The organism is Paenibacillus sp. JCM 18996 (genome assembly GCF_055392555.1).
This window is the reverse complement of the sequence record NZ_AP043884.1, coordinates 2699012-2723569: the sequence shown is the minus strand read 5'-3', so window position 1 is coordinate 2723569 and position 24558 is coordinate 2699012. Positions and strand designations below refer to the sequence as shown.

Genomic DNA, 24558 nt, shown 5'->3' with positions numbered 1-24558 from the left:
GTGAGAAAACCCATTATTGCGGGTAACTGGAAAATGTTTAAGACCGTTAAAGAAGCTGTGTCCTTCGCTGAGGAAGTGAAAGGAAAAGCCGAAGTGGAAGGTGTTGAATCGGTCATCTGCGCCCCTTTTACAAGCCTTCCGGCTCTGGTTGAAGCTTTCCAAGGCACTCAAATCAAGGTCGGCGCTCAAAATCTCCACTTTGAAGACAGCGGGGCTTACACCGGCGAGGTCAGCGGAGTGATGCTCAAGGAGCTTGGCGTGCATTATGTCATCATCGGACACTCCGAAAGACGCGCTTATTTTGCGGAAACGGATGAGATCGTCAACAAGAAAACCCATGCCGCTTTCAAACACGGCTTGACGCCGATCGTTTGCGTGGGTGAAAAGCTTGAGGAAAGAGAAGCGGGACAAACGAAAGCGGTATGCAAAGTGCAAACTGAGGGCGCTCTGCAAGGATTGAGCAAGGAGCAAGCGGCGCAGTCGGTTATCGCTTACGAGCCGATCTGGGCCATCGGAACGGGCAAATCCTCTACGGCCGAGGATGCGGGCGAAGTGATCGGTTATATCCGTGAAGTCATTGCCGGCCAGTTCGGCCAGGCGACAGCGGATGCGGTTCGTATCCAATACGGCGGCAGCGTGAAGCCGGCCAATGTCAGCGAATATATGCGGCAAAGTGAAATCGACGGGGCCCTGGTAGGGGGAGCGAGCCTTGAGCCGGCTTCTTACATTGCACTCGTCCAGGGGGCGAAGTAAATGGCCAGAACCAAACCGACCGCTTTAATTATCCTGGACGGCTTCGGACTGCGCGGCGATGTTCAGGGCAATGCGGTAGCACAGGCGAACAAGCCGAATTATGACCGCTATTGGAGCACCTATCCTCACACTACGCTTACCGCCTGCGGCGAAGCTGTGGGACTGCCCGAAGGGCAAATGGGAAATTCCGAGGTAGGACACTTGAATATTGGAGCGGGACGTATCGTTTACCAGGACTTGACCAAAATCTCCAAGGATATCCGGGAAGGCGAGTTTTTCCAAAACAGCACGCTGCTGGAGGCTGTCCGTTACGCCAAGGAGAACGGAAAAAAGCTGCACATCTACGCGCTCTTATCCGACGGCGGAGTGCACAGCCATATCAGGCACGTGTTCGCGATGCTTGATTTGTGCAAGAAGGAGCAGTTTGAAGAAGTGTACATCCACGGCTTCCTGGACGGGCGTGACGTCGCTCCGGACAGCGCCAAGATCTATATGCAGCAGCTTTTGGACAAGATACAAGAGGTCGGAATAGGCAAAATCGCCACCATCCAGGGCCGCTACTACGCGATGGACCGTGATAAACGCTGGGAGCGGACAGAGAAGTCTTACCGGGCCATGGTATACGGTGAAGGGCCCAAGTACTTTAACCCGATGACGGCGATCACCGAATCGTACGAGAAATCTGTTTTTGACGAATTCGTTATGCCGACAGTTATCGTTAAAGAAGATGGTGATCCGGTCGGGCTGGTAGAAACCGGCGACGCTGTGGTGTTCATGAACTTCCGTCCGGATCGGGCGATCCAGCTTTCCCAGGTGTTCACCAACGAAGACTTCCACGGCTTCGACCGCGGGCCGAAATGTCCGAAAAATCTTCATTTTGTCTGTTTGACGCTTTTCAGCGAGACGGTAGGAGGATTTGTCGCCTACGCGCCGAAAAACCTAGATAACACCTTGGGCGAAGTGCTGGCGCAGAACGGCTTGAAGCAGCTGCGTACGGCGGAAACCGAGAAATATCCGCACGTGACGTTTTTCTTCAGCGGCGGACGCGATGTGGAGCTGCCGGGAGAAACCCGTCTGCTGATCAATTCTCCGAAAGTCGCTACATACGACCTGAAACCGGAGATGAGCGCTTACGAGCTAGCCGACGCGGTTGTGAAAGAAGTGGAAGCCGACAAGCACGACGTCATCATCCTGAACTTTGCCAATCCCGACATGGTGGGCCACTCTGGCCTTCTCGAGCCGACTATCCGCGCTGTCGAAGCGACAGACGAATGCCTGGGCAAAGTCGTGGAAGCGATCCTCGCCATAGGCGGAGTCGTCTGCATTACGGCGGACCACGGCAACGCAGATATCGTCCGCGATGAGCTTGACCGCCCGATGACGGCCCATACGACGAACCCGGTTCCGTTTATCGTCACCATGGACAATGTGCAGCTGCGCGAAGGCGGCATTCTGGCTGACATCGCTCCTACGATGCTCGATATTCTCGGAGTGTCCAAGCCGGCGGAAATGACGGGCACGAGTTTGATTTCGAAGTAGAAACCGCATCGTAACAATAAAACCTTAAAATTAAAGGAGTGCATATCGATGACAATCATTTCCGATGTTTACGCACGCGAAGTATTAGACTCCCGCGGTAACCCGACAGTTGAGGTGGAAGTATACCTGGAGTCCGGAGCAATGGGACGCGCTATCGTGCCTTCCGGAGCTTCCACAGGCGTCCATGAGGCGGTTGAGCTTCGTGACGGCGACAAATCCCGCTATCTGGGCAAAGGCGTGATGAAAGCAGTAGACAACGTCAACGAAATCATCGCTCCCGAGCTGATCGGCCTGGACGCTATGGACCAAGTGGGCATCGACAGCAAAATGATCGAGCTTGACGGAACTCCTAACAAAGGCAAGCTGGGCGCAAACGCGATCCTCGCTGTTTCCATGGCTGTAGCCCGTGCGGCTGCCGAAGCTTTGGAAGTTCCTTTGTACGTGTACCTCGGCGGATTCAACGCCAAAACGCTGCCGGTGCCTATGATGAACATCATCAACGGCGGAGCCCATGCCGACAACAACGTGGACGTGCAAGAGTTTATGGTCCTTCCTGTCGGCGCTGAAAGCTTCAAGGAAGCTCTTCGCACAGGTGCGGAAATTTTTCACAGCCTGAAATCCGTTCTAAAAGAAAAAGGGTTGAATACGGCTGTAGGAGACGAAGGCGGTTTTGCTCCAAACCTGGGTTCGAATGAAGAGGCCATCCAAACGATCATCACTGCCATTGAGCGCGCAGGCTACAAGCCGGGTGAAGATGTATTCCTCGGTATGGATGTAGCATCAACTGAGTTCTACAAAGACGGCAAGTACCATCTTGAAGGCGAAGGCAAATCCTTCACTTCCGCTGAATTCGTAGACTTCCTGGCTGCCTGGGTCGACAAATATCCGATCCTGACTATCGAAGACGGCTGCTCCGAAGACGATTGGGAAGGCTGGAAGCTGCTGACCGACAAGCTTGGCGGCAAAGTTCAGCTGGTCGGGGACGATTTGTTCGTAACCAATACGGAGCGTCTGTCCAAAGGAATCAACGAAGGCATCGGCAACTCGATCCTGATCAAAGTAAACCAGATCGGCACGCTGACCGAAACGTTCGACGCGATTGAAATGGCTAAGCGCGCAGGCTACACGGCGGTTGTTTCCCACCGTTCCGGAGAAAGCGAAGACAGCACGATCGCCGATATCGCTGTAGCGACAAACGCAGGACAGATCAAAACAGGCGCGCCTTCCCGTACAGACCGCGTAGCGAAGTACAACCAGCTGCTCAGAATCGAAGACGAGCTGGCTTATGTGGCTCAGTATGCGGGCAAGACAGCGTTTTACAACTTGAAAAAATTCAAGTAAGCTTAATATAGAAACTTTTACTCGCGTAGAGAGGGGTTTAAAGTATGAGCAGCTGGGTAAAGACGATTCTTTGGTTAATCGCTTCGGCCTTTTTGACTCATTCCTTTGAGTCCTTCTCTTCTTTTTTTCGCAATCTGGATACGTTGGTCCATGAATTCGGCCATGCGGCGGTCACACTCGCGACTTCGGGCCAGGTGATGTACATTCAATTGTTTTCCAATCACAGCGGAGTCACTTACTCAGCGGTTGAGCGATCGTGGTCGCTTATACCCATTGCTTTGGCGGGATACGTGTCAGCCTCTCTTTTCACCTTGTTTCTTTTTAAAATGTATGCGGCTGACCGGCAGAAATCAGCGCTGCAGATCACTACCCTCATAGCCGTCGTTGCTTTGGCGCTTTTTGTGAGGAACGGATTCGGAATGGTATGGGTCGGAGGATTTATTCTTCTGAATCTGGTAATGCTCGCTTTTTTAGGTAATACCATCCTAAACCTTTATTACCTGCTGCTGGCGTTTTTGACCTTGGAAGAGTCGGTGTTCGGCCCGGTGTCTCTGGTGGTTTATGCCTATCAGGACCCGGGGAAAGCGGGGGACGCAACGAATCTCGCACAGGCTTCAGGCATACCCTCAATCGTATGGGCGGCAGGCTTTACTATATTTGCCCTATGGTGCGCCAAGGCTTCCGTGCAGTCGTTTTCGGGACGGAGAAAAGCGAGAAGAATGAAGCAGCGCGAGTTCCATCCCGGCGCCTGAACAAACCTCGAGGCAGAAGCCGGATATTTTGCGTGAATCCCCAAAACGCATAAGAAAATAGCCATAACCATATATTGACAGACTTCCATCGTTTTAAGTTATACTGAGAGGGCTTACATATAAGCTATAACACGATAAAACGGGAGGGTTTACTCATGTCGAAAATTCCGGTTGGGCTTCAGCTGTATACACTGCGCAATGAAACAAAGGATGATTTTCTGGGAACGCTGCGCCAGGTGGCCGAGATGGGCTACACAGCGGTGGAATTCGCGGGCTACGGGGACATTCCGGCGGTTGCGATGAAGAAGGCGCTGGACGAGCTTGGACTGAAGACGGTTTCCAGCCACGTGGGTTACCATTTATTAAAGGACGAGCTGCACCAGCAGATCGAGTACAGCTTGACGATAGGGGCCCAATACATCGTATGTCCATGGCTTGACGGAAATTTGCTCAAAGATGAAACGGAATTTTCCAATCTGATGGAAACCTTCCGCGCCATAGGGGAAGAGTGCAAGAGAAGCGGACTCGCTTTTGCTTACCACAACCATGCTTTTGAATTCGACAAAGTGGACGGGCAATATATCCTGGACAAAATGTATGACAGCGTGGACGCCGGCCTGATGAAAGCCGAGCTTGACCTCTACTGGGTGCAAAAAGCCGGTGAACAGCCGAAGGAGTACCTGCTTAAGTACAAGGGACGCTGCCCGTTGATCCACGTAAAAGATATGGCAGACGACGAAGAGAAATCCTTTGCCGAAGTGGGTCATGGGATCATCAATTATCCCGCTATTTTCGATATCGCTGAAGAGGCCGGCGTGCAGTACTACATCGTCGAACAGGACGCCTGCAAACGTCCTCCGTTGGAAAGTGTACAGATGAGCATCAATTACCTGAAATCGATCGGCATCGCTTAAAAAAGACTGGAAGCAGAAATCTCGCCTTCAAAAATTGGACGAGGGATTTCTGCGTGAAGTCCATTTATTGTATTTATCCTTCCTCTGTGGTACAATATGAATACTGCTTGTTGTGTAGGAGGAAGTTAACTAATGGTAATTGCCCTAAAAATTGTACTGATCATCGCATCAATCGGACTCATTCTGGCGGTTCTTCTTCAGCCGGGGAAGAGTGCGGGTTTAACAGGAGCCATTTCCGGAGGAGCTGAGCATCTGTTCGGAAAGAAACAGGCCAGAGGCTTCGAGCTTTTCTTGAGCCGTTTGACGATTGCGTTGGCTGCTGTGTTTTTCATAGTGGCTATTCTGGTAGCTTATTTTGTGAAATCAGCTTAACACATAAACGATGAACAGCGGGGGAACAATACTCCTGCTGTTTTTATTTAACGTTAAGGAAAATTAAGCAGGTTAAAGGATTTAAAAAAATGAAAGTTTGTTAGCCAAGAAAGCTTACGTTAAGATCGCGGTTTATTTGGCTGTCCGCAAGGGTAAGAAATGTGATATTCGAAAATGTTACCGCTTTACCGAATCAGCCACTGGGCGCCGTGGGAACGGGAGAGAGAAAGGTTTTTACATATAGTGGAGTGGATCGATTGTGTTCATTTCACCGGCGAAAGCGCGGAAGGCGAATACTTTATAGCGTAAGAGGCAATATCTAGAGAAAAGGACATAAGAGGGGTGATTGGATGGTGACCGAGCAGGAAATTATAGATTTTATGCGGGAAGACGCTTATAAGCCGATGACTTACCAGGAGCTGGAGAAGCAGTTCGGGATCGAAGGCGCGGATGAGTTTAAGCAGTTTTTGCGGCTTTTAAACGAGCTGGAGCAGGACGGCCAAATCATACGGAACCGGAATGAACGCTACGGTGTGCCGGAAAGGATGAATTTGCTCCGCGGCAGGCTGCAGGCGCATTCCAAAGGTTTCGGCTTCCTGCTGCCTGACGATAAAGAGCATCCGGACGTGTATATCAACGCAAATGACATGGGCAGCGCCATGAACGGGGATACGGTGCTGGTACGCATCACGAGCAGAAGCCCGGCTGGAGGCAGGGTTGAGGGGGAAATCGTTCGGGTCATTAAACGTGCGATTACCCGGATCGTGGGAACGTTCCAAAACAACGAAAGCTATGGCTTCGTTATTCCGGATGACAAACGGATCGGGAGGGACTTGTTTGTCCCTAAAAACTCGTTCGGAGGCGCCGTAGACGGGCAGAAAGTGGTTGTGAATATTGTACACTACCCTGACGGCAAAGCGGCCGCAGAAGGCGAGGTAGTAGAGATTCTGGGGCACAAGGATGATCCGGGAGTCGACATCCTGTCCATTATCCGCAAGCATCAGCTGCCCGAATCGTTCCCGGAGGAAGTGCTGGAGGAGGCCGAAAAGGTTCCGGATGAAATCACCGAGGAAGAAATAAAAGCCTCCGGCCGCCGCGATTTGAGAGGCAAACGGATCGTTACCATTGACGGAGAAGACGCAAAAGACCTCGACGACGCTGTCAATGTGGAGAGGCTTGAAAACGGCAACTACCGTCTCGGGGTACATATAGCCGATGTAAGCTTTTATGTGAAGGAAGGCTCCGCATTGGACCGGGAAGCGTATAACCGCGGCTGTTCCGTTTATCTTGTGGACCGTGTCATCCCGATGCTGCCGCACAGGCTGTCCAACGGGATTTGTTCTTTGAATCCAAAAGTGAACCGCTTGACCATGTCGTGCGAGATGGAGTTTGACGAGAACGCCAAATTGGTGCGGCATGATATTTTTACTTCCGTGATCAAGACGGCTGAACGCATGACTTACAACAATGTCCGCAAAATCTTGAACGAAGAAGAGCCGGAGCTGATGGAGCGGTACGCCGCGCTGATCGACGATTTCCGCTTGATGAAGGAGCTGGCGCTGAAGCTGCGCAGCAAGCGGATCAAGCGCGGGGCGATCGATTTTGATTTCCAGGAATCGAAGATCCTGGTCGACGAGGACGGCAAACCTACGGCTATCGTCAAACGGGAGCGTTCCATCGCCGAAATGATCATTGAGGAATTCATGCTGGCGGCGAATGAGACGGTGGCGGAGCATTTTTACCACCTGAAGGTGCCTTTCCTGTACCGCATCCACGAAGACCCGGACGCAGAGAAGCTGATGAATTTCGGTGAGTTTATCACGACCTTCGGCTACGCGTTAAAGGGACGGGGGGCAATTCATCCCAAGGCGCTGCAAACGATTCTGGAGGATATCAAAGGCACGAAGGAAGAGACGGTCATTTCTACCGTGCTGCTGCGCTCAATGAAGCAGGCAAAATATGACGCGCAGAGCCAGGGGCATTTTGGCCTTGCTGCGGAGTTCTACTCCCACTTTACATCGCCGATCCGGCGCTATCCCGATTTGGTCATCCATAGGGTGATCAGGGAAGTGCTCAAGAGCGGCGGGCAGCTCAGCGATAAAAGGCAGGAAGAGCTCGCGGGCCGTATGGAAGATATCGCGCGGCAGTCTTCGGAAAGGGAGCGGGTTGCGGTAGACGCGGAGCGGGAGACGGAAGCTCTTAAAAAGGCCGAATATATGCTTGACAAGATCGGCGAAGAGTTTGAAGGTATCATCTCCAGCGTCACCGGCTTTGGGATCTTTGTGGAGCTTGACAATACCGTGGAGGGCTTAATTCGTCTGAGCGATTTGACGGACGATTATTATAACTATCACGAAGCGCAGCATGCGCTGATCGGCGAACGGACGGCCAAAATGTTCCGCTTGGGCGATGAAGTCAAGGTTCGCGTGGCTAACGTGAACATGGATGAGCATACCATCGATTTTGAGATGGTGGATATGAAGCCGCGTGCCGGCGGCTTTGCCGGCTTAGGCCGCGGCGGTAAGCGCGGCGCGGTGGAGAGCGCGCGCGGGAAGCGCGGGGCAGCGGCGGGGAAGGGCGCCGCTGCCGGCAAGCGCGGCCGCGGTCGGGGCGGCGCAGCCGACGCGGGCGCGAGTCTGAGCGAGCGCCGTGGAGGCCCGGGCGGCAAGCGAGGCGGTGGAAGCGAAGCCGTGCAGGGCCGCGCTGCAGGAGGCGGCTATGGCGTGAGCGGCGCCGGCAGCGGCAAGGCCGGAGCCGGCAAGGCAGGCTCCGGGAAGCGCGGCGGCGCCAAGCCTAGGACCGGCCCCGGAGGGGCGGTCGTTGGCGGTGGGGCCGGCGGCGCCGGCAAGAGCCGCTTCTGGGGCGGGAAGAAGCGGAAAAAATAGCTATAATGGCGCAATCCCTTGATTTCCGCCGTTTCAGTTGATACAATTAGCTGCACAGTATAGTTCGCTGTGCAGCTCTAGTTGTCGCCGCCACTGTAGAAGGAGTGATATTCATGGCGAAGAAGAGTGATGGGAACAAGGTTCTGGCCCAGAACAAGAAAGCTTCCCATGATTATTTTATAGAGGATACGTATGAGTGCGGCATCGTGCTCACCGGCACGGAAATCAAGTCGGTACGCCAGGCAAAAGCCAATCTTTCCGACAGCTTCGCGACCATTCGCAACGGCGAAGCCTTTGTGCACAATATGCACATTTCCCCGTTCGAGCAGGGCAATCGCAGCAACCCGACGGATCCAACGCGGGCCCGCAAGCTTTTGCTGAAAAAGGTAGAGATCAACAAGCTGCTCGGCGCGTCCAAGCAGGAAGGCTACACCTTAGTGCCGTTAAAGGTTTATATCCGTAATGGATTTGCCAAGCTTTTGCTGGGCTTAGGTAAAGGGAAGAAGCAGTACGACAAGCGGGAAACCGCCGCTAAGCGTGATGCTCAGAGAGATATTCAACGCGCTCTGCGCGATAGACAGAAGGTTGCGCGCTAAAGTCTCCCGCTCAGGTATGATTTCCAGCTTCACCATCTGTTTCATCAAGCGGAAAGCCGCGTAATATGATATAATAAGAGTACGCATCAGAGGCACAGCCTCTATGCATCTACCTTGCTCAAATGACCAAGTCATTCATGAGCGCTTTCTAACACGGGGGCGTTATTGGATTCGACGGGGGTAGTTCGAGCATGAGTAGCGGGTAGTGGGGACGCGTCCGCTTCATCAACGCTAAAGCCTATTAAATGGCAACCAACGTACAACTTTAGCAGCAGCTTAATAACCTGACTCGCTAAGCTTCTACCTCGCATCGCCCATGTGCCAGGATAGGGGCTCACTCTAAGTGGGATACGCCGCTCGGTCTCCGCCTGGGGTCGGACGGAAGAAGACAATCAGGCTGACCCAAAGCAGAGCCGGTTACGGGGCGCTGCTCGGGTGACATCAAAACCGTGGCTACACCCGTAGAAGCTTATGTGGCGTTATCTTCGGACAGGGGTTCGACTCCCCTCGTCTCCATACTAAAAACCCGCTCAGTGAGCGGGTTTTTGCCTTTCCTTTTCTTAAATTGTAGACAAAAAATAGACGAGAGTGTTATAAGAGGCGGGTAGCAAAAAATGTTGTAGACAAGTTGTCTACAATAAGGAAACTTGACGAGCGTGGGACAATTCAATTTTTCTATGTGACGTTCTTGGTATATTCTTTTATTATTTGAATCTCAAAAAGTAGATCTTTAAGCAGTATTATGATATAGTTATCTTGAAGATGACGAGTAGAAGGTGTGATATAATAATGAACCAGATTAATGCCAATAATGATGTGCGTATAGATAATTTTCTTCAAGAGGATAGCAATATAGTTCTTCACCAAGGAGACACGTTGCAGTTTCTTAGTGACTTTCCAAGAGAATCCGTAAAACTCATCATTACGTCCCCTCCATATAACGTTGGTAAGGAATACGAGACAAAGACTTCAATTGAAAATTACTTAGAAACACAAAAAGAAGTGATAAAACAACTTGTTGAGATTCTAAGTCCAAACGGAAGTATTTGCTGGCAAGTTGGCAATTATGTTAATAACGGAGAGATATTCCCCCTTGATATATATTATTACAATATATTCAAAGAGCTTGGTCTCTCTCTAAGAAATCGCATTATTTGGCATTTTGGACATGGTCTTCATGCCTCGAAGAGATTCTCTGGAAGGTATGAAACCATACTATGGTTTACAAAATCAAATGATTACACTTTTAATTTAGATTCTGTTCGTATTCCAGCTAAATATCCAGGTAAAAGAGGATATAAGGGTGAAAAAAAGGGGAAGCCTACAGGAAATCCATTAGGTAAAAATCCTGCCGATGTTTGGGAATTTCTCGAAAACGAGTGGGATAAGGAACTCTGGGAAATACCAAACGTAAAGGCAAATCATCCTGAGAAAACGAGTCATCCATGTCAATTCCCAATTGAATTGGTAGAACGATGTGTCTTGGCATTGTCAAATGAGGAGGATTGGGTACTTGACCCTTATGCTGGTGTAGCATCTACATTAATTGCAACTCTACGTCATAATCGTAAAGCTATAGGAATAGAAAAAGAAATCAACTATGTTGAAACTGGCAAAGAACGAATTCAGGCGTTCTTTAATGAAACTCTAAAAATCCGACCTTTAGGGAAAGAGGTATACAAACCAACAGGAAATGAGAAGGTAGCGCAATTCCCAAAAGAGTGGGAAGATTTATTGAGTTCTCAAAGCCATTAATTTATTCAGTAGGGACAGTGCTCCCTACTGTTTTTTTTATAAAAATTTGACTATATTTTTGAAACTATATTAGGGTATTTGTATTTGTGTTGTATAATTAAAAATAAACGTCTTTAAAGAGGATATTTTAACATGAAAATAAAATTGTATTCGCATAACTATGGAGAGCATGCATTAGAACCCGACGTTCTCCAACCAATTTTGGAAGTTGTACAAGGCACTTCTTATGAAATTAAGAAGGGTTGTGGAAGTAATTTACGAGAGGCATTCCTGGAAGAGTTTCGACGTTTTGGTTGGTCCGGTGCAGTTAGAATAGATAAGGATAAGGGGATTACAATCACATCAACCAAAAATGGTGTTGCCCTCTGTTTACAAACCGGCAATATGAGTAGATTTTATGCTGATCTTTTAAAGCTACAAGCAACATACGTAAAGGGTAAAGCGAAGTCGGCAATTTATATAGTCCCGACAAAGATAGCTGCAAGAGTAATAGGAGACAACATTGCACAGTATGAACGTATGACTCGAGAATTGGAAAGTTTTAATAAAGTTATTACAATGCCAATAGTCGTAATTGGATTCGAAGGCGATAATAAGGAGGATTAATCCATATGGAACTAGGCTGGCCATTACCAAAGAGAAGAGTACTAATTCAAGAATTGTTATCCACTCCAACGGAGAAGAAGGTTCAACAAAAGTTCCTAAAGGAAATGCGTCAATTTAGCATGTATCGTGTTCCAATCGATATGCCTAAATATAGATTGGCTAACGGAAGAACTCAAGCTGCACAAGAAGAATACTTATCTAAACATGAAGAATTACCGCAAGATTTTTTTGAAAGGGATTTAGAATCAATAGAAGCTCTAGAAATCCAGCACGATTTACTTAAGCAAATGCTTAAAAACCCGAATGCCGATCTTCGGGAATTCTTTGTGGATAACATTCAAGAAGAACCTTTGATACTATCTCATCTTGGATTCGTGATAAACGGCAATAGACGGTTATGTGCTATGCGGGAAGTGCGAGAAAAACATAAAGATTCGAACCGTGAATTGTATGATCGTTTTCAATACATTGATGTAATAATACTTCCACCTTGTGATGAGAAGGATATTGACGAACTAGAGGCACAGTTACAAATAAAAAAAGATATCAAATCTAACTATACATGGGTAAGTGAAGCATGTATGTTACGTAAAAAGCAGGAAAAATATGGTTATAGTTATGAGGATATTGCAACACTGTACGATCTTAAAGAAAAAGAAGTTGAGGAAAAAATTGACCTTCTTGAACATGTTGATACATTTCTTCGAAGCAGAAATAAAGCCAAGGAATATGACGATGTTGAGAAAAAGGAATTTGCGTTCCAGCAACTGAAAAAAAATAGAGCAAAAATTAAAGATCATATGCAGAAAGAGATTTTTACGAACGTTGCATACTGCATAATTGATACTCCTGCTACTGCTGGTCGTAGATATGAAACGATACCTGAAGTGAATGAGTTTCTTCCACAAATTATTGAAAGATTAGAAAGAGAATTGCATATTGAAGACACCCTTAACGAAGATGATCTTGACTTGTTAGGGGGATATAGAGAGGACTCACGTCTTGAAAACCTTGCCATTCAAATAGCCAACCCGGAAGTTCAAGATACTGTATATCAAGTGGTTATTGATGTAATTCAAGAAGAAAAAGAGAGGGAAAAAGAAAAAAATAATCAGGACTATGTGATGAACAGAGTCCAGAAAGCAAATACGTTATTAACCGAAGCGGTAATGGGCTTTGATGAGAATTCTACAACAAAGGGACTAAAAGAACAATTAGATGCGATAGAGCGTTCAGTACGTAACTTACGGGAGATGTATGAATCACATGCTGGTAATTAACTTTATACCTGAGTCCTATTCAGCAAAGATAAGCTTAGAAGGTGACTTTACGGCTTGGGGTGAAATAAGACGTGTATTTATAGAAAACTCTAAGGATGTAACAGTTAATTCAGCAAACAGTCTTCAATTACCATGGTGGTCTTTTTTGAACTGTAAGGATTTGCTAAGACTAACTCTCCGGAAGTTTAATATCAAACTTTCAGTTGATCCTAATGTTGAGCGGTTATTAAGAGAGTCGAACAGAAAAACTAATGGATACAGAGAAGCAATTGCCTCAAGTCCTATATCAGATAAAGAACTTTTAGATAAGCTATCCGAAGTTGGTTTCAAGAGACCGTTGACTGAACATCAAGTAAGGAATGTTTCAAGATTAGCAGCACTGACAGCTGGGGCGACTTTTTCTGTACCTGGTGCCGGAAAAACCACTGAAGCCTTGGCATTGTTTTTTCTAAAAAGAATTGAGAATGCCAGATTACTAATTGTTGCGCCGAAAAACGCTTTTGCTGCTTGGGAAGAACAAATTAACATTTGTAATCCCAGAGGGCCCCAAATAGTTCGCCTTCGTGGAGGAACAAGGGCGATAGAACACTTACTTTCTCAAGAGCCTGAGGTAATGTTAATCACTTACCAACAGCTTCCAAATGTAATACATATGATAGGTAATTATATAAGTAAATATCCAGCCTTCATGTTCTTGGACGAGAGCCATAGGATTAAACGAGGAAATGACGGTGTGATAGGTAGAGCAATTCTGTCTATTTCCCACATTCCAGACTATAAGCTAATTATGTCAGGTACACCTTTACCAAACTCATCCTTGGATTTAGTGTCACAGTTTAACTTTTTATATCCAGAGATTAGGGTAGATGCTGAAAATATTGTTGATCACATAAGACCTGTATATGTTCGGACAACCAAAGAGGAACTTGGACTCAAAAAACCTAGATTTATACTAACACCTGTTCAAATGAGTGTTGCACAGAGACGTTTGTATGATCTCTTAAGATTTGAAGAAGCTCGACAACTGACTGAATTACACGCTATAGATAGGATTAGACTAAGGGCAATGGGTAGATCTATTATGAGGATGCTGCAAGTTACATCAAATCCTGCTCTTCTAGCCCGAGAAGAATTAAATCATTCTGACGTATTAAAGGATGTTTTAGCTGAAGGAGATAGTCAAAAAATAAAATATATTTGTAAAAGAGTACGACAACTTGCATCTCAAAACAAAAAAACATTAGTATGGTCAACGTTCGTGGAGAATGTAGAACTATTAGCGTTAAGGCTAAGAGATCTTGGAGCTGAATATATTCACGGTGGTGTTGACGCTGGTAGTGAAGATGATCTCGACACTAGGGAAGCAAAAATTAAGCGGTTCCATGACGATGACAAATGCTTTGTATTAATCGCTAACCCTGCAGCCGCATCAGAAGGAATAAGTTTGCATACTGTTTGTCATGACACAATTTATCTCGATAGAAGTTATAACGCGGCACATTTTCTTCAGTCTGTTGATCGAATACATCGTTTAGGTTTACCGCGTAATATAGATACGAATGTGGAAATTGTTTATTGTCCTGAAAGCGTGGATGAGTCAGTTGAAAGAAGGCTTCAGCTCAAAATTAACCGTATGGCGGAAGTGTTGAATGATAGATCTCTCCAAATTGAGCCTGAATATGGGGATGAGGAAACGATGAGCGATGATTTCAATGATGATGATTTATTGGATTTCGTTCATCACTTGAGGGGGCCATACCAGTGAGCTTTTCGGTAGGTCTACTCTATTCAACTCAAGACTTTCTTAATTTATTGTCGGTATCCCCTTTAAAAGCATCTGAATTTCCAAAGGTTTTTAACATATATGGTGTAGCCTCCTCAAAACTTATCTTACAGACAAGCATTCAAACTCAGTGGGTTACACTGGATTTGAATGACAGGCTATTATTAACATCTAAAGGGAAAGAGATACTTCAAGCAAAGAATTATGATGAACGGCTCAGAATTCAAATTTTACATTTGATTATGATAGAAAAACCAACCTGGGCATCAGTTATACACTATGGTAGATCTGAAGCGGTAAAGTATTTTAAGCCGGATGTGTATCAATGTTTTGAAGAAGCTGGGTTACTTAAGGGTATGACAGAGGATATTGTATCATGGTGGGATAAACTAGGATCATATGCTCGTGCTCATGGAAACGAAACTCTTCTTTTGTTTGGTAGAAAAGGAGAACGATTATCAATGGAATATGAAGGACAAAGAGTAGGGGTTCAGCCGACCTGGCAGTCACTTGAATCTAACTTTTCTGGTTACGATATTTTGTCTCAAAAAGGCAAGGATGATAACACTCCACTAATGATTGAAGTAAAGGCAACAAGTGGGCTTAATGAGAAGATTAGTATTCACGTCTCTAAAAATGAATGGGAGGTTGCATCCCAATCAAGCCAAAGGTATATTTTTCATGTTTGGGAAGTGGCAACAAATATGCCTTATAAACTTTATTTATTGGATGCAGACTCGATAAGTCAACACATACCACAGAATAGAGGAACAGGTGAATGGGAGTCAACATTAATAAATTTGGACCGAAAGTGTTTAATACCTGATTATATTGTTGATGCTGAAATGCAACCAAACTAATTGTAAATTTTGCAATGATATAGTTCGCAAAATACAAACCATTAATTATATATTATACATTTGATATCTATGCTGATAGATAGTCCTAAAATACAAAGCCGAACACGAGTAATGGTGTTCGGCTTTTGTTTTATTCGTCCTACTTGTCAGCACAAGAAAATACACTGAAGAGGCTGGTTATAATCTTAATCAAGGGAGTGTTGCGTAATGGCAGCAAATGTTGAAACCATGTTCTATGTAAGAGAAGCACCTTGGCACGGACTTGGACGACGAGTAGAGCAGGCAATTTGTTCAGAAGAAGCTTTAGTGGAAGCTGAATTGGACTGGAAAGTAATTCAGCGGCCTATTCGAACAGATAATCAAGTCGATATCACAGGGTATAAAGCAAACATTCGTGCATCGGACCAACGAGTTTTAGGAGTTGTTACGGATCGCTACAAGATCGTTCAAAATCAGGAGGCTTTTGCTTTCACTGATGAACTATTAGGGGAAGGAGTGAAATATGAAACTGCAGGGAGCTTGCAAAATGGAAAAAAAGTTTGGTTATTAGCAAAACTACCAAATAATTACATAATCGCTGGGGACAGTGTTTCACCTTATTTGGTATTCTCCAACAGCCATGATGGTAGTGGAAGCATCAAAGTTGCAATGACACCTATCCGGATAGTTTGTCAGAATACGCTTAACCTTGCGCTTAACAATGCTCAGAGGATTTGGTCAACTACACATAAAGGGGATATGAAGTCCAAGTTGGAAGAAGCTAAAAAGACACTATTGCTTGCTGAATTTTACATGGACAGGCTAGGAGAAGAAGCTGAGCGATTAAATAAAATAAAACTAACTGATAATAAAATTATGGAATACATCGAAATGCTCATCCCAATGCCCGATAATCCGAGCAAGCTTCAGGAGAAAAATGTCCATCAGCTTCGAGATGGTATGCAATTAAGGTATTTCGAAGCTCCTGACCTCGATCATGTTGGGAAGAATGCGTACCGGTTCGTAAATGCTGTATCGGACTTTGCTACACACTCAAAGCCACTGAGAGAAACAGCGACTTTTAGGGAAAACCAGTTCATGAGAACGATGGAAGGCAACCCGTTAATTGATAAAGCATATGAGCTTGCTCTTGCTGCGGTATAATCTCCTAATCCGATTACCGCGGTATTTTTATGTCGCCATAACTGTCAACTGCAAACGAAAATTACCCAAAACCGGCACTTGAATTTTCCCCAAAAGGTGCAAGTAGAAGGCCCGCGTGAGGCCGGTGAAAATCTATTTAATTTTCTTTTTCCTCATCCGGATCGGGTCGGAAAAATCCGGCTTTTTTCTTCTCTTTGATTCGGTAGCTCTCCCCCTTGATGTTAATCGTGCTGGAGTGATGGAGGAGGCGGTCGAGGATGGCGGTAGCGAGGACCGAGTCCCCAAAGATTTCTCCCCAGGCGCCGTAAGACTTGTTAGAGGTGAGAATGATCGAGCCAGACTCGTAGCGCTCCGCGATGATCTGGAAGAAGAAGTGGGCGGCAGTTTCATCCATCTTCCGGTAGCCGATCTCGTCGATGATCAGCAGATTCGGTTTGGTGAGCGCCCTCATTTTCTGCGTAATCGTGTTATTGAGATGCGCTTGCTGCAAGGTCTGTACCAAATCGTGTGCGGTGGTGAAATACACCGTGTAGCGCCGTTTAATCGCCTCCAGCGCGAGTGCTACGGCCAAATGGGTTTTACCCACACCGGGCGGCCCCAAAAAGACCAGATTCTCTTGGTGCTCGACAAAGCGCAGTGTCGCCAGGTCCCGGATGCGCCGCTCTTCGACCGACGGCTGGAAGCCGAAGTCGAACTGATCGAGCGTTTTGTGGTACGGTAAGTGTGCCATGCGGGTTTTCATGCGGATGAACCGGTCATGCTTAGCGGACAGTTCCTCCTGCAGCAGCCCATCCAGAAACTCCAGATATGTCCGGTTCTGTGCCGCCGCTTCCTCGGCATGGTGGTGCAGAATCTCCGGAATCCGGCTCCACCCGAGTTCTTCGAAAGCCTCTTGTAACCGTTCGGTGACCACCATCATTGGATCACCGCCTCATTCAGAAACGCCTCGTAGACCGACAGATCGCGCACGACCACGTCGGGCAACGCTTGCTGGACTAAGCGCGGCATGGGCAGCTGCTTGGGCTTCCCGACTGCGGAGCGGATGCCTTCGGAATGCTTGCGGTCGAAGACCACCTCATGGTGCCCAGTGGCTTTGTCGTGTTCGGCGATGAGCTTGTCCCCAGCAAAAATTCGGAGGCGGCCATTGCGCTCATCCTGCACCTCCACTGTTTGCCCCACATACCGCCAGGGCACCGAGTAGCGATTCGCCGCATAGGAGATCAGGGAGTCGGCGGACACTTTGCGGGCATGCCGCTCCGCTTCATCGAAGGGGCGCACATTAAACTTCTGCAGAACTTCTTGCTGTAAACGCTGCAGCGGCACTTCATGCGTGGTGCCGTGGATACGGACATTGGCCACCGTATCGAGCCACAAGCGGGCTTGGATGTTCAGATCGGTCAAACCGGTAAAGGTGCGCACGCGCGGCCAAAAGTTTTTGCGTACATACGCGACACCGTTTTCCACTTTCCCTTTGGTGCGTGGACGATACGGCGCACAGCGCCGGAGCAGGAACCCGTGATGAGCGGCAAAACGGGCGAACCGCTCATTCCATACCGGGTGGCCCTGATCGTCCACACCGGTGACAACGGTTTTCATATTATCGTAGAGCACGGTTTCCGGCCTGCCGCCGAAATACTGCATCGCCCGGACATGGCAGCCCATCAGCGTATCCAGTCGTTCGTCTTCCGTAAATTCGAGGTACATCATCCGGGAATAGCCAAGCACCATGACGAAGGCATACAGCCGTTTCGCCTCGCCCTTCCATTCGACTTTGAAATGTCCCCAGTCCACCTGCGCTTGTTTGCCGGGCGGCGTTTCAAAACGTTCGGTCGCTTTGGCGAGCACCGCTGGCCGCAGTGGCTCCATGAACGAACGCAATAGTCGGATCTGGCCCATGTAGCCTTTGGCTTTGATTTCGTCGAACAGTACCGCTGCGTTCAGGCAGCCTTCTTCCATTCGCGAACGGATGTAGTCTTGGAACGGCGCCAGGATGCTCGGTTTCGGCGTTTGCCGCTTGTAAGCTTGCGGACCGTCTTCCCGGAGCCACTTCCCGATGGTCTTCCGGTCACGGCCGAGTTCCTCGGCGATTTGCGTCTTGCTCATTCCTTTTTGTGTCATGTGCTGAATCACGTAAAACTCCCCATTCCTGATCATTGTCTCTCCCCCATAAGGAAGAGTGTCTGCCGATTATGGGGAATTTTCAAGTGCCATTATTGGGGATTTTAGCACTGCCGTTCACAATAACAAAAGGAATCTGCAGAGCTGAACACTAATCTAGTGTTCGGCTTTTTCTAATTCACCAATCTGGAGGACATTAGTTATGAACGAATATCATCCTTCCCAAATCAAATCACTCCTAGCCTATTATATCTGCACATTCCCATCCGAGTGGAGATACAACGTCTTCAAATGAAGACATTGAAATAACAAATCGTCTTGTAGAAGCAGGTAATATTGTTGGAATCCAGCTATTGGACCATGTCATTCTTGGTGGACACCGCTTCTATACATTTAAGGAAAATGGATTAATGTAATTAAGGGAGGGTAAAAGCATGTTAGCATCTCTTAAAGCAAATGTTTTCGTAGAAACAGAAGGGCTTGCACATGATCAATGGCTGAAATACCGGCGCAAAGGGATTGGTGGTTCCGATATCGCAGGGATATGTGGATTATCCAAATGGAAAAGGCCTATACATGTATTTTTAGAGAAAATAGGGCAAGCTCCAATAGAATCGCCAAGTGAAGCTGCTGAATGGGGTAATTTACTTGAACCTTTGATTGCTGATAAATTTGGACGGAATCATACGGAATGGGCTATTACAGAGAAGAAGGTTATCTATTCGCATCCTAAATATGAATGGGCTTTGGGTAATTTGGATCGTATGATTATTTGTCCGGATCGCGGCCGCGGCATCTTAGAAATCAAAACCGCTAGCGAGTATTTAAAACATGAATGGGATGATGGCAATATTCCAGATTATTATTTCGTCCAACTTCAATGGTATATGTTCGTAACAGGATTGGAGTGGGGGTATTTTGCAACATTAATTGGTGGGAATAAATATCGGGAATATGAAGTATATCGTGATGATGAACTCATAGAACAGCTTCAGCGATTAGCTAGTGACTTATGGTACAACCATATCATACCTCGTGAATCACCACCATTTGACGGTTCAGATGCCTCTACAAATTTATTGAATCGCTTATATCCCAATGCAGTAGCATCGAGTATCGAATTAGAGGATGTCGAGTTGATCGAAAGATATTTGGATAAAAAGCAACGAATCAAGGACTTAGAAGAAGAGTTTTCTGAGGTTGAGAACCTAATCAAGGCGATGCTTGGTAATCATGAAGTTGGTCTATGTAGCAGTTACCGAGTGAAGTGGGATAATCGCAGTAGAACCGGAGTGGACAGCAGGTTGTTGAAAGAGCGATATCCGGACGTTTACCAAGAATGTCTTAAGCTTACGAAGTTTCGGCAGCTCAGCGTTAAAAAGGAGGTTAATTCAAATGAGTGATCAAAAGCAATCCTTGTTCGAACGCCTTAATGCCCCTTTTCCATATTCGGAGTATCGCTATGACAGCTTTGGGGATCACTGCTATATCAGTGGTCAAGCTGTTACGGAACGTATAAACAAAGTGCTCGGGGTAGGTTTTTGGAAGTGTCGTGGACTACATGATACGGAGAAAATCATCCATGATCCGAATGGGAAGAACCCTCGAGTTAAAATTTATGTGGAATTCAGCTTCTATAATCAAGAGATAAGAGAATGGATCAACTTCACTGATGTTGGAAGCGAGCAAATCAAGCCAGGCATGAATGAAGGTGACGCAACAAAATCGGCCATAACCGATGGGATGAAAAAGTGTTCCAGCCGAATAGGTGTTGCGAGCGATCTGTACAAGGGATTGATCACATGGGACAAGCAGAAGCAACAGGTAATCGTTCCGGATGTTTATAAAGCTTATTATGAGAAAATGGGATGGGAAAAAGATAAAGAAGCTGATGCACAACAACAATTTGAAAAACAAACGAACAGTAGTAGGAAAAACGATCTAGCACAAAAATTGAAAGGCAAAAGCACTCCAATCCAGACGCAGATCAAATCATTATGGCAGGATTTAGCCGGTAATCTGGAAGGCTTCGATGAATGGTATAAAAAGAAACAAGAGGAGAAGGCTACGGATCAGCAAATCCTAAGTTTGTTGAAAAAGAAGCTTGCTGAAAAGAAAGGTGCGGCAATTGCATAGATTCACTAAAATGAAAACGGCCTCCTAATGGGATGGCCGTTTTGTATTTGAAATAAATTTCACCGGAAATACAGTCTGATAAAAAGTTTTTACAAAATCAAGTTTGGCATCTCTTTGAGATGATGGATGAGGCTAAAAGATGGAGGGCGATCGTTGTATGTTTAAAGAATTTGTTGATTTAGTAGCCTTTATTGTTACAGAGCCAATAAAAGTAGCTAGTGAAATAATTAGTGATCTTAGTGATGCAGTGGATAAAACAATCCGCGCCAAAAGTAGTGGAACCGTTCAAACGAATAACTTCGACAGTTCATATCATGAGCCTGGGTTCGGCACTATCATCTATTGTGAGATATTATTCGGAGGTGCCGAGCATTCAGGAATTTATGTTGGTAATAGAAAAGCTATAGCATTAGATGGTAATGGAGAAGTCGTTCAGGTTAGTCTTGAGGAGTTTACAAATAATCTCACCACGACAAATCAAGACATCTATATTCCTTTTTGCAACATTTCAAATATGCCGGTAAAATTCCCAAGTGCAGCAAACAGGGCTTTGTCTATGATAGGAGAAAAAAGAGATTATCATATACTGCTGGATAACTGCCATCAATTTGTTGCTGGCTGTTTAACCGACAGTTTTGAGAATCCCTTTAATTTCTTATGGATGTTAAAGGATTTAGTAGAGAAAGAGCATGGAGAAAGAATAGTTTGGAAGCAATGGGACTGGAGAAATTAAGTATGGAGAAATAATATTACAAGCTACATTAGTAATTTAACTTATTTTCCGGAAGAGCCTGAATAACCTCTTCTTCTTTTTTTATAAAACTTGATTGCTCAACTGCTTTTTTAATCTTTTTATATGTATTAATCGTAATCCTAAATAATCAATAACGATGAAACAAGAGCAACAATAAAGTAAAATAATGAAAGGTTGGTGTGTAAATGTTTCATGATTATGGAGATATTCTAACGGTTGAAGAAATAATGGAAGCCTTGCAAATTGGACGAAATACGGCTTATCGATTACTTTCTACTGAGCAAATCAAATCGATCAAAGTTGGTAGAAAATATCGCATTCCTCGTGAATTTCTGATTGAGTATATCATTCATAAATTTAGGTGAGGCTTTATGGTAGTTAAAAGTTTGGTTGGTTAGGAAAAAAGGAGATAAATAAGACGTGGATCATAAATTTCAAGATTTGATATTTAGTGCATTTGGCTTTGAATTTGAAGTGAATTCTAATGATGAGATGAATTATAATGTAATATTGGATTCCGTCAGAATAAAAACAAATTTAGTTAAGCCAGACTTCGAATCTGATATTGATAAAGAAACTTTAAAGCAATTGATGTCGGAAACAAAATACGAAATGAATTCAGTATTGACTACCAAACATGAACAACTAGAATTATCAATTTTTTCTGACCTCCTCGGCGTTAATTACCATGAGTTGTTACACTGTATTAAAAAAAGAGCGCTTCACGAAATCTATGACGAGGTCTCACAAATATCCTTTGACGAGATGGAAGTATATAACCATCTAAGACGAAATGAGGATGATTACTATGAGGTTTTTGAGGCTATTGATGAATTAATTCAGTCAGAGTATTTTAAAGATATTAACGACTTTATTCAATTTTATGGAAGTGACTCCATTCTTAATTTATTTTCAGATGATGGGATTAAAAAAATTTTGAGCAAATTTTCATCCGAAAAAGTTTATGCCGAAGAATTTGGAATTGAATATAGTGCCTTTAATGAACAGAATGCAAATGGACTTGAAAAAAATCAACTGGAGATTGCACTGATTAACGCATTATTTAAAAAAGTGTACCCAAAACCTCCAAAGAACTTTGATAAACAGGCTGCGAACATCAAATTATCTAAATTTAATGAGGCAGTGACTAACTGGCACATTACTTCGCGACAATTAGGGTCTTTTTATAGAGTTATTTTCCCCCTATATTTATGGCTTGAAGATTTGACTCTGAACACTCAGCCTGAACGTATTAAAGATTTTAATTCTTATTATGAGCAAATGGTAGATACCACTTTGGCCTTGGTAGATTATTTAAAAGGTATGGGTGAGAATTATAATCCATCTAACGATTTACTTATGTATGAGGAAAAAACTAATGCTTTGTTGTTACTAGAGGTATGTTTGAATAACTACAACTTAAATGGGTGTAATGTTATTGAGGCATCCGATATGAAAGCATTGGCCTTTTTAACTTTATTCAACGATATTGATTTAAAAAGGATGTTAATTCAAGCTTTATTTAATGAAAAAGGCAAAGAGGTTTTCGATGCAGGTTGGACAAATGGCTTAAGTTATTACTTTCTTATTTTCTTCGGATATGTACCCTTCCTAAAGCAATTTATTAAAGCTGAGCTGTTAAACCGAGTGAATGAAGATGTTTATCAAGGTATTCTCGACAGTAAGCCCTTTAGTCTTAGAGAGAAGGAATTGCTTGTTGGTCTATATAATAAAGCATTTATTTATTCTGCGCTTAAGTCGCGAGAAAAGTATTCAGATGAAGGTAGTAGTAGAATGGATATGGAAGAAGAGGAAGATGGGAAAATTCCTTCGTGTTATGACATTTCTAGTTTTCAATCAATGGTCCTTCAGTTCCAAGACACAGAACTTAGAGATAGCACAGTCGCTTTTTTTAAAGAACTATACTCTAAGGTTTATAGTGTGAAAATAGAGTGGAAAAATAAAATGCCACCTGAGTTGATTATGAATTCCTTTCAAAAATACTGTAGAACTAACAGAGAATCTTTAATGGATGATGCTGTTGAAGTGATAACTGGATTTTACTTCGGAATTGCAGATAAATTTCGTGAAGGAATGGGTATTAATTCCTCTACACCGCCTGAAAAGGAGGAAACACAAGGACTGAACGATGTAATCAAAGTCTTTAAAACTTATTTTAAGAGCATAGATAACGAAGAAAAAATTGAAAAAGACTTTCATAAATTTTTTGCTACGGTTAAACCTTTGTTGCATAAGTTTATAGGTAATATTCGAGAATAAATAAATAATGTGAAAAAATGGTAAAGTCCACTCTTGTGTAGAGTGGACTTTACCATTTTTTGATTGGTTTATTCTGTTCTTAGAGGTACTTAGCAACCTCATGTAGGATGCAAAATGAAGCGCAAAAAAACAGAGGAGTTGTAACAAATGGACAGAAGCAAATTTGAACATGAAGTATTGAAACGCATGAAGAAGATGAATAACGGAAACACGGATATTCAATTTCTTTCCTGGGAAAATGGTGAATCAAAGGCCAGCATTGGCAATTGCGAGTTGGAACCATACACTCTATTAGTATTCTATGCAAATGACTTAATGAAACGGTGTTGCGGACGAATTGCAGATCGTAAAGTTGATATGTGCTCTGACGTTTTGTTAGTAGATGCAAAAATGCGGGTCATTATTGATCGTAGGATTGAGAATGGGGAATTTATTTTCGTAGAGAACGGTGATCAATGTAACACTTATACCGCGGAAGTGTCTGAGGCAAATGGGAAGGAATATGGGAAAATATTTGTCCTATATGAAGACAATGAGATCTGCCAACTTATTTTGTTCGATAGCATGCTGCATAAAAAATTTACTGTAATTGTTGTAAAAAATGAAACAAATCGGGAGATGCTGCGAAATATTGCTTTTAGCTACATCATAAACCTTTTCACAGAACTTTCTGAATACGTAAATTGATTTT

The 24558-nt window shown here is 44.8% G+C and carries 22 protein-coding genes, 1 other RNA gene and 1 pseudogene; 22 read left to right on the top strand and 2 right to left on the bottom strand.

The window, feature by feature from the left end:
* The 15 genes from tpiA to ACZ5N7_RS13275 all read left to right on the top strand — a co-directional run bounded on the left by tpiA (position 1) and on the right by ACZ5N7_RS13275 (position 16579).
* Positions 1 to 753 (top strand): triose-phosphate isomerase, encoded by a 753-nt coding sequence (gene tpiA, locus ACZ5N7_RS13345; RefSeq protein WP_464654812.1) that lies wholly within the window; start codon positions 1 to 3, stop codon positions 751 to 753.
* Positions 754 to 2292: a 2,3-bisphosphoglycerate-independent phosphoglycerate mutase gene (gpmI, locus tag ACZ5N7_RS13340; protein WP_464654810.1), complete on the top strand. Its 1539-nt coding sequence runs from the start codon at positions 754 to 756 to the stop codon at positions 2290 to 2292. It abuts the gene before it with no gap.
* 48 nt (positions 2293 to 2340) lie between these two features.
* On the top strand, positions 2341 to 3633 hold the full coding sequence (eno, locus tag ACZ5N7_RS13335) for a phosphopyruvate hydratase (RefSeq protein ID WP_464654808.1): 1293 nt from the start codon (positions 2341 to 2343) through the stop codon (positions 3631 to 3633).
* A gap of 44 nt (positions 3634 to 3677) precedes the next feature.
* The gene (locus ACZ5N7_RS13330; protein ID WP_464654806.1) at positions 3678 to 4385 is read left to right on the top strand and encodes a M50 family metallopeptidase; all 708 of its coding nucleotides are present in this window, start codon (positions 3678 to 3680) and stop codon (positions 4383 to 4385) included.
* Between the two features lie 155 nt (positions 4386 to 4540).
* Positions 4541 to 5299, top strand: coding sequence for a sugar phosphate isomerase/epimerase family protein (locus ACZ5N7_RS13325; protein WP_464654804.1), 759 nt, complete (start codon positions 4541 to 4543; stop codon positions 5297 to 5299).
* A 132-nt stretch (positions 5300 to 5431) separates the two neighbouring features.
* Positions 5432 to 5671 carry a preprotein translocase subunit SecG gene (gene secG / locus ACZ5N7_RS13320; protein ID WP_464654802.1) on the top strand — a complete coding sequence of 80 codons (240 nt, stop codon included), beginning with the start codon at positions 5432 to 5434 and terminating at the stop codon, positions 5669 to 5671.
* 350 nt (positions 5672 to 6021) lie between these two features.
* The gene (rnr, locus tag ACZ5N7_RS13315) at positions 6022 to 8556 is read left to right on the top strand and encodes a ribonuclease R (RefSeq protein WP_464654800.1); all 2535 of its coding nucleotides are present in this window, start codon (positions 6022 to 6024) and stop codon (positions 8554 to 8556) included.
* A gap of 113 nt (positions 8557 to 8669) precedes the next feature.
* The gene (smpB, locus tag ACZ5N7_RS13310; protein WP_464654799.1) at positions 8670 to 9152 is read left to right on the top strand and encodes an SsrA-binding protein SmpB; all 483 of its coding nucleotides are present in this window, start codon (positions 8670 to 8672) and stop codon (positions 9150 to 9152) included.
* A 155-nt stretch (positions 9153 to 9307) separates the two neighbouring features.
* Positions 9308 to 9671, top strand: a transfer-messenger RNA (tmRNA) gene (ssrA, locus tag ACZ5N7_RS13305).
* 270 nt (positions 9672 to 9941) lie between these two features.
* Positions 9942 to 10907 (top strand): DNA-methyltransferase, encoded by a 966-nt coding sequence (locus tag ACZ5N7_RS13300; protein ID WP_464654798.1) that lies wholly within the window; start codon positions 9942 to 9944, stop codon positions 10905 to 10907.
* Between the two features lie 132 nt (positions 10908 to 11039).
* Positions 11040 to 11513: a BglII/BstYI family type II restriction endonuclease gene (locus ACZ5N7_RS13295; protein WP_464654796.1), complete on the top strand. Its 474-nt coding sequence runs from the start codon at positions 11040 to 11042 to the stop codon at positions 11511 to 11513.
* A 5-nt stretch (positions 11514 to 11518) separates the two neighbouring features.
* On the top strand, positions 11519 to 12793 hold the full coding sequence (locus tag ACZ5N7_RS13290; RefSeq protein ID WP_464654795.1) for a hypothetical protein: 1275 nt from the start codon (positions 11519 to 11521) through the stop codon (positions 12791 to 12793).
* Complete coding sequence (locus tag ACZ5N7_RS13285; RefSeq protein WP_464654794.1) at positions 12780 to 14558, top strand: DEAD/DEAH box helicase; 1779 nt, start codon at positions 12780 to 12782, stop codon at positions 14556 to 14558. The genes ACZ5N7_RS13290 and ACZ5N7_RS13285 overlap by 14 nt, the downstream gene beginning before the upstream one ends.
* Complete coding sequence (locus ACZ5N7_RS13280) at positions 14555 to 15436, top strand: protein NO VEIN domain-containing protein (protein WP_464654792.1); 882 nt, start codon at positions 14555 to 14557, stop codon at positions 15434 to 15436. The genes ACZ5N7_RS13285 and ACZ5N7_RS13280 overlap by 4 nt, the downstream gene beginning before the upstream one ends.
* A 207-nt stretch (positions 15437 to 15643) precedes the next feature.
* Entirely contained in the window at positions 15644 to 16579 is a 936-nt protein-coding gene (locus tag ACZ5N7_RS13275; protein WP_464654791.1) for a DUF932 domain-containing protein, read from the top strand.
* 136 nt (positions 16580 to 16715) lie between these two features.
* Here ACZ5N7_RS13275 and istB read toward each other — a convergent pair whose 3' ends face one another.
* The gene (istB, locus tag ACZ5N7_RS13270) at positions 16716 to 17495 is read right to left on the bottom strand and encodes an IS21-like element helper ATPase IstB (protein WP_464659088.1); all 780 of its coding nucleotides are present in this window, start codon (positions 17493 to 17495) and stop codon (positions 16716 to 16718) included.
* The gene (gene istA, locus ACZ5N7_RS13265; protein ID WP_464654789.1) at positions 17495 to 18733 is read right to left on the bottom strand and encodes an IS21 family transposase; all 1239 of its coding nucleotides are present in this window, start codon (positions 18731 to 18733) and stop codon (positions 17495 to 17497) included. Before istA ends, istB begins: the two co-directional genes overlap by 1 nt.
* Positions 18734 to 18942: 209 nt before the next feature.
* Here istA and ACZ5N7_RS13260 point away from each other — a divergent pair.
* From ACZ5N7_RS13260 to ACZ5N7_RS13230, 7 genes and pseudogenes are all read left to right on the top strand, one after another.
* Positions 18943 to 19113 (top strand): annotated as a pseudogene (locus ACZ5N7_RS13260) (JAB domain-containing protein); the annotation flags it as partial.
* Positions 19114 to 19131: 18 nt separating this feature from the next.
* Positions 19132 to 20100, top strand: coding sequence for a YqaJ viral recombinase family nuclease (locus ACZ5N7_RS13255; protein ID WP_464654787.1), 969 nt, complete (start codon positions 19132 to 19134; stop codon positions 20098 to 20100).
* Positions 20093 to 20833 carry a Rad52/Rad22 family DNA repair protein gene (locus tag ACZ5N7_RS13250; RefSeq protein WP_464654785.1) on the top strand — a complete coding sequence of 247 codons (741 nt, stop codon included), beginning with the start codon at positions 20093 to 20095 and terminating at the stop codon, positions 20831 to 20833. Before ACZ5N7_RS13255 ends, ACZ5N7_RS13250 begins: the two co-directional genes overlap by 8 nt.
* Positions 20834 to 20990: 157 nt before the next feature.
* Positions 20991 to 21566 carry a C40 family peptidase gene (locus ACZ5N7_RS13245; RefSeq protein ID WP_464654783.1) on the top strand — a complete coding sequence of 192 codons (576 nt, stop codon included), beginning with the start codon at positions 20991 to 20993 and terminating at the stop codon, positions 21564 to 21566.
* 206 nt (positions 21567 to 21772) lie between these two features.
* Complete coding sequence (locus ACZ5N7_RS13240; protein WP_464654782.1) at positions 21773 to 21952, top strand: helix-turn-helix domain-containing protein; 180 nt, start codon at positions 21773 to 21775, stop codon at positions 21950 to 21952.
* Positions 21953 to 22007: 55 nt separating this feature from the next.
* Positions 22008 to 23867 carry a hypothetical protein gene (locus tag ACZ5N7_RS13235; protein ID WP_464654780.1) on the top strand — a complete coding sequence of 620 codons (1860 nt, stop codon included), beginning with the start codon at positions 22008 to 22010 and terminating at the stop codon, positions 23865 to 23867.
* Positions 23868 to 24014: 147 nt separating this feature from the next.
* Positions 24015 to 24554 (top strand): hypothetical protein, encoded by a 540-nt coding sequence (locus ACZ5N7_RS13230; protein ID WP_464654778.1) that lies wholly within the window; start codon positions 24015 to 24017, stop codon positions 24552 to 24554.
* Positions 24555 to 24558: the final 4 nt, after the last annotated feature.

Bases quoted from the DNA above. Each gene is read 5' to 3' on its own strand.
- ACZ5N7_RS13240 (WP_464654782.1), top strand. From the start codon at position 21,773: ATGTTTCATGATTATGGAGATATTCTAACGGTTGAAGAAATAATGGAA.
- ACZ5N7_RS13290 (WP_464654795.1), top strand. From the start codon at position 11,519: ATGGAACTAGGCTGGCCATTACCAAAGAGAAGAGTACTAATTCAAGAA.
- ACZ5N7_RS13255 (WP_464654787.1), top strand. From the start codon at position 19,132: ATGTTAGCATCTCTTAAAGCAAATGTTTTCGTAGAAACAGAAGGGCTT.
- ACZ5N7_RS13230 (WP_464654778.1), top strand. From the start codon at position 24,015: ATGGACAGAAGCAAATTTGAACATGAAGTATTGAAACGCATGAAGAAG.
- ACZ5N7_RS13295 (WP_464654796.1), top strand. From the start codon at position 11,040: ATGAAAATAAAATTGTATTCGCATAACTATGGAGAGCATGCATTAGAA.
- eno (WP_464654808.1), top strand. From the start codon at position 2,341: ATGACAATCATTTCCGATGTTTACGCACGCGAAGTATTAGACTCCCGC.
- secG (WP_464654802.1), top strand. From the start codon at position 5,432: ATGGTAATTGCCCTAAAAATTGTACTGATCATCGCATCAATCGGACTC.
- gpmI (WP_464654810.1), top strand. From the start codon at position 754: ATGGCCAGAACCAAACCGACCGCTTTAATTATCCTGGACGGCTTCGGA.
- rnr (WP_464654800.1), top strand. From the start codon at position 6,022: ATGGTGACCGAGCAGGAAATTATAGATTTTATGCGGGAAGACGCTTAT.
- ACZ5N7_RS13300 (WP_464654798.1), top strand. From the start codon at position 9,942: ATGAACCAGATTAATGCCAATAATGATGTGCGTATAGATAATTTTCTT.
- istB (WP_464659088.1), bottom strand. From the start codon at position 17,495: ATGGTGGTCACCGAACGGTTACAAGAGGCTTTCGAAGAACTCGGGTGG.
- ACZ5N7_RS13285 (WP_464654794.1), top strand. From the start codon at position 12,780: ATGCTGGTAATTAACTTTATACCTGAGTCCTATTCAGCAAAGATAAGC.
- istA (WP_464654789.1), bottom strand. From the start codon at position 18,733: ATGATCAGGAATGGGGAGTTTTACGTGATTCAGCACATGACACAAAAA.
- ACZ5N7_RS13250 (WP_464654785.1), top strand. From the start codon at position 20,093: ATGAGTGATCAAAAGCAATCCTTGTTCGAACGCCTTAATGCCCCTTTT.
- ACZ5N7_RS13245 (WP_464654783.1), top strand. From the start codon at position 20,991: ATGTTTAAAGAATTTGTTGATTTAGTAGCCTTTATTGTTACAGAGCCA.
- ACZ5N7_RS13330 (WP_464654806.1), top strand. From the start codon at position 3,678: ATGAGCAGCTGGGTAAAGACGATTCTTTGGTTAATCGCTTCGGCCTTT.
- ACZ5N7_RS13325 (WP_464654804.1), top strand. From the start codon at position 4,541: ATGTCGAAAATTCCGGTTGGGCTTCAGCTGTATACACTGCGCAATGAA.
- smpB (WP_464654799.1), top strand. From the start codon at position 8,670: ATGGCGAAGAAGAGTGATGGGAACAAGGTTCTGGCCCAGAACAAGAAA.
- ACZ5N7_RS13275 (WP_464654791.1), top strand. From the start codon at position 15,644: ATGGCAGCAAATGTTGAAACCATGTTCTATGTAAGAGAAGCACCTTGG.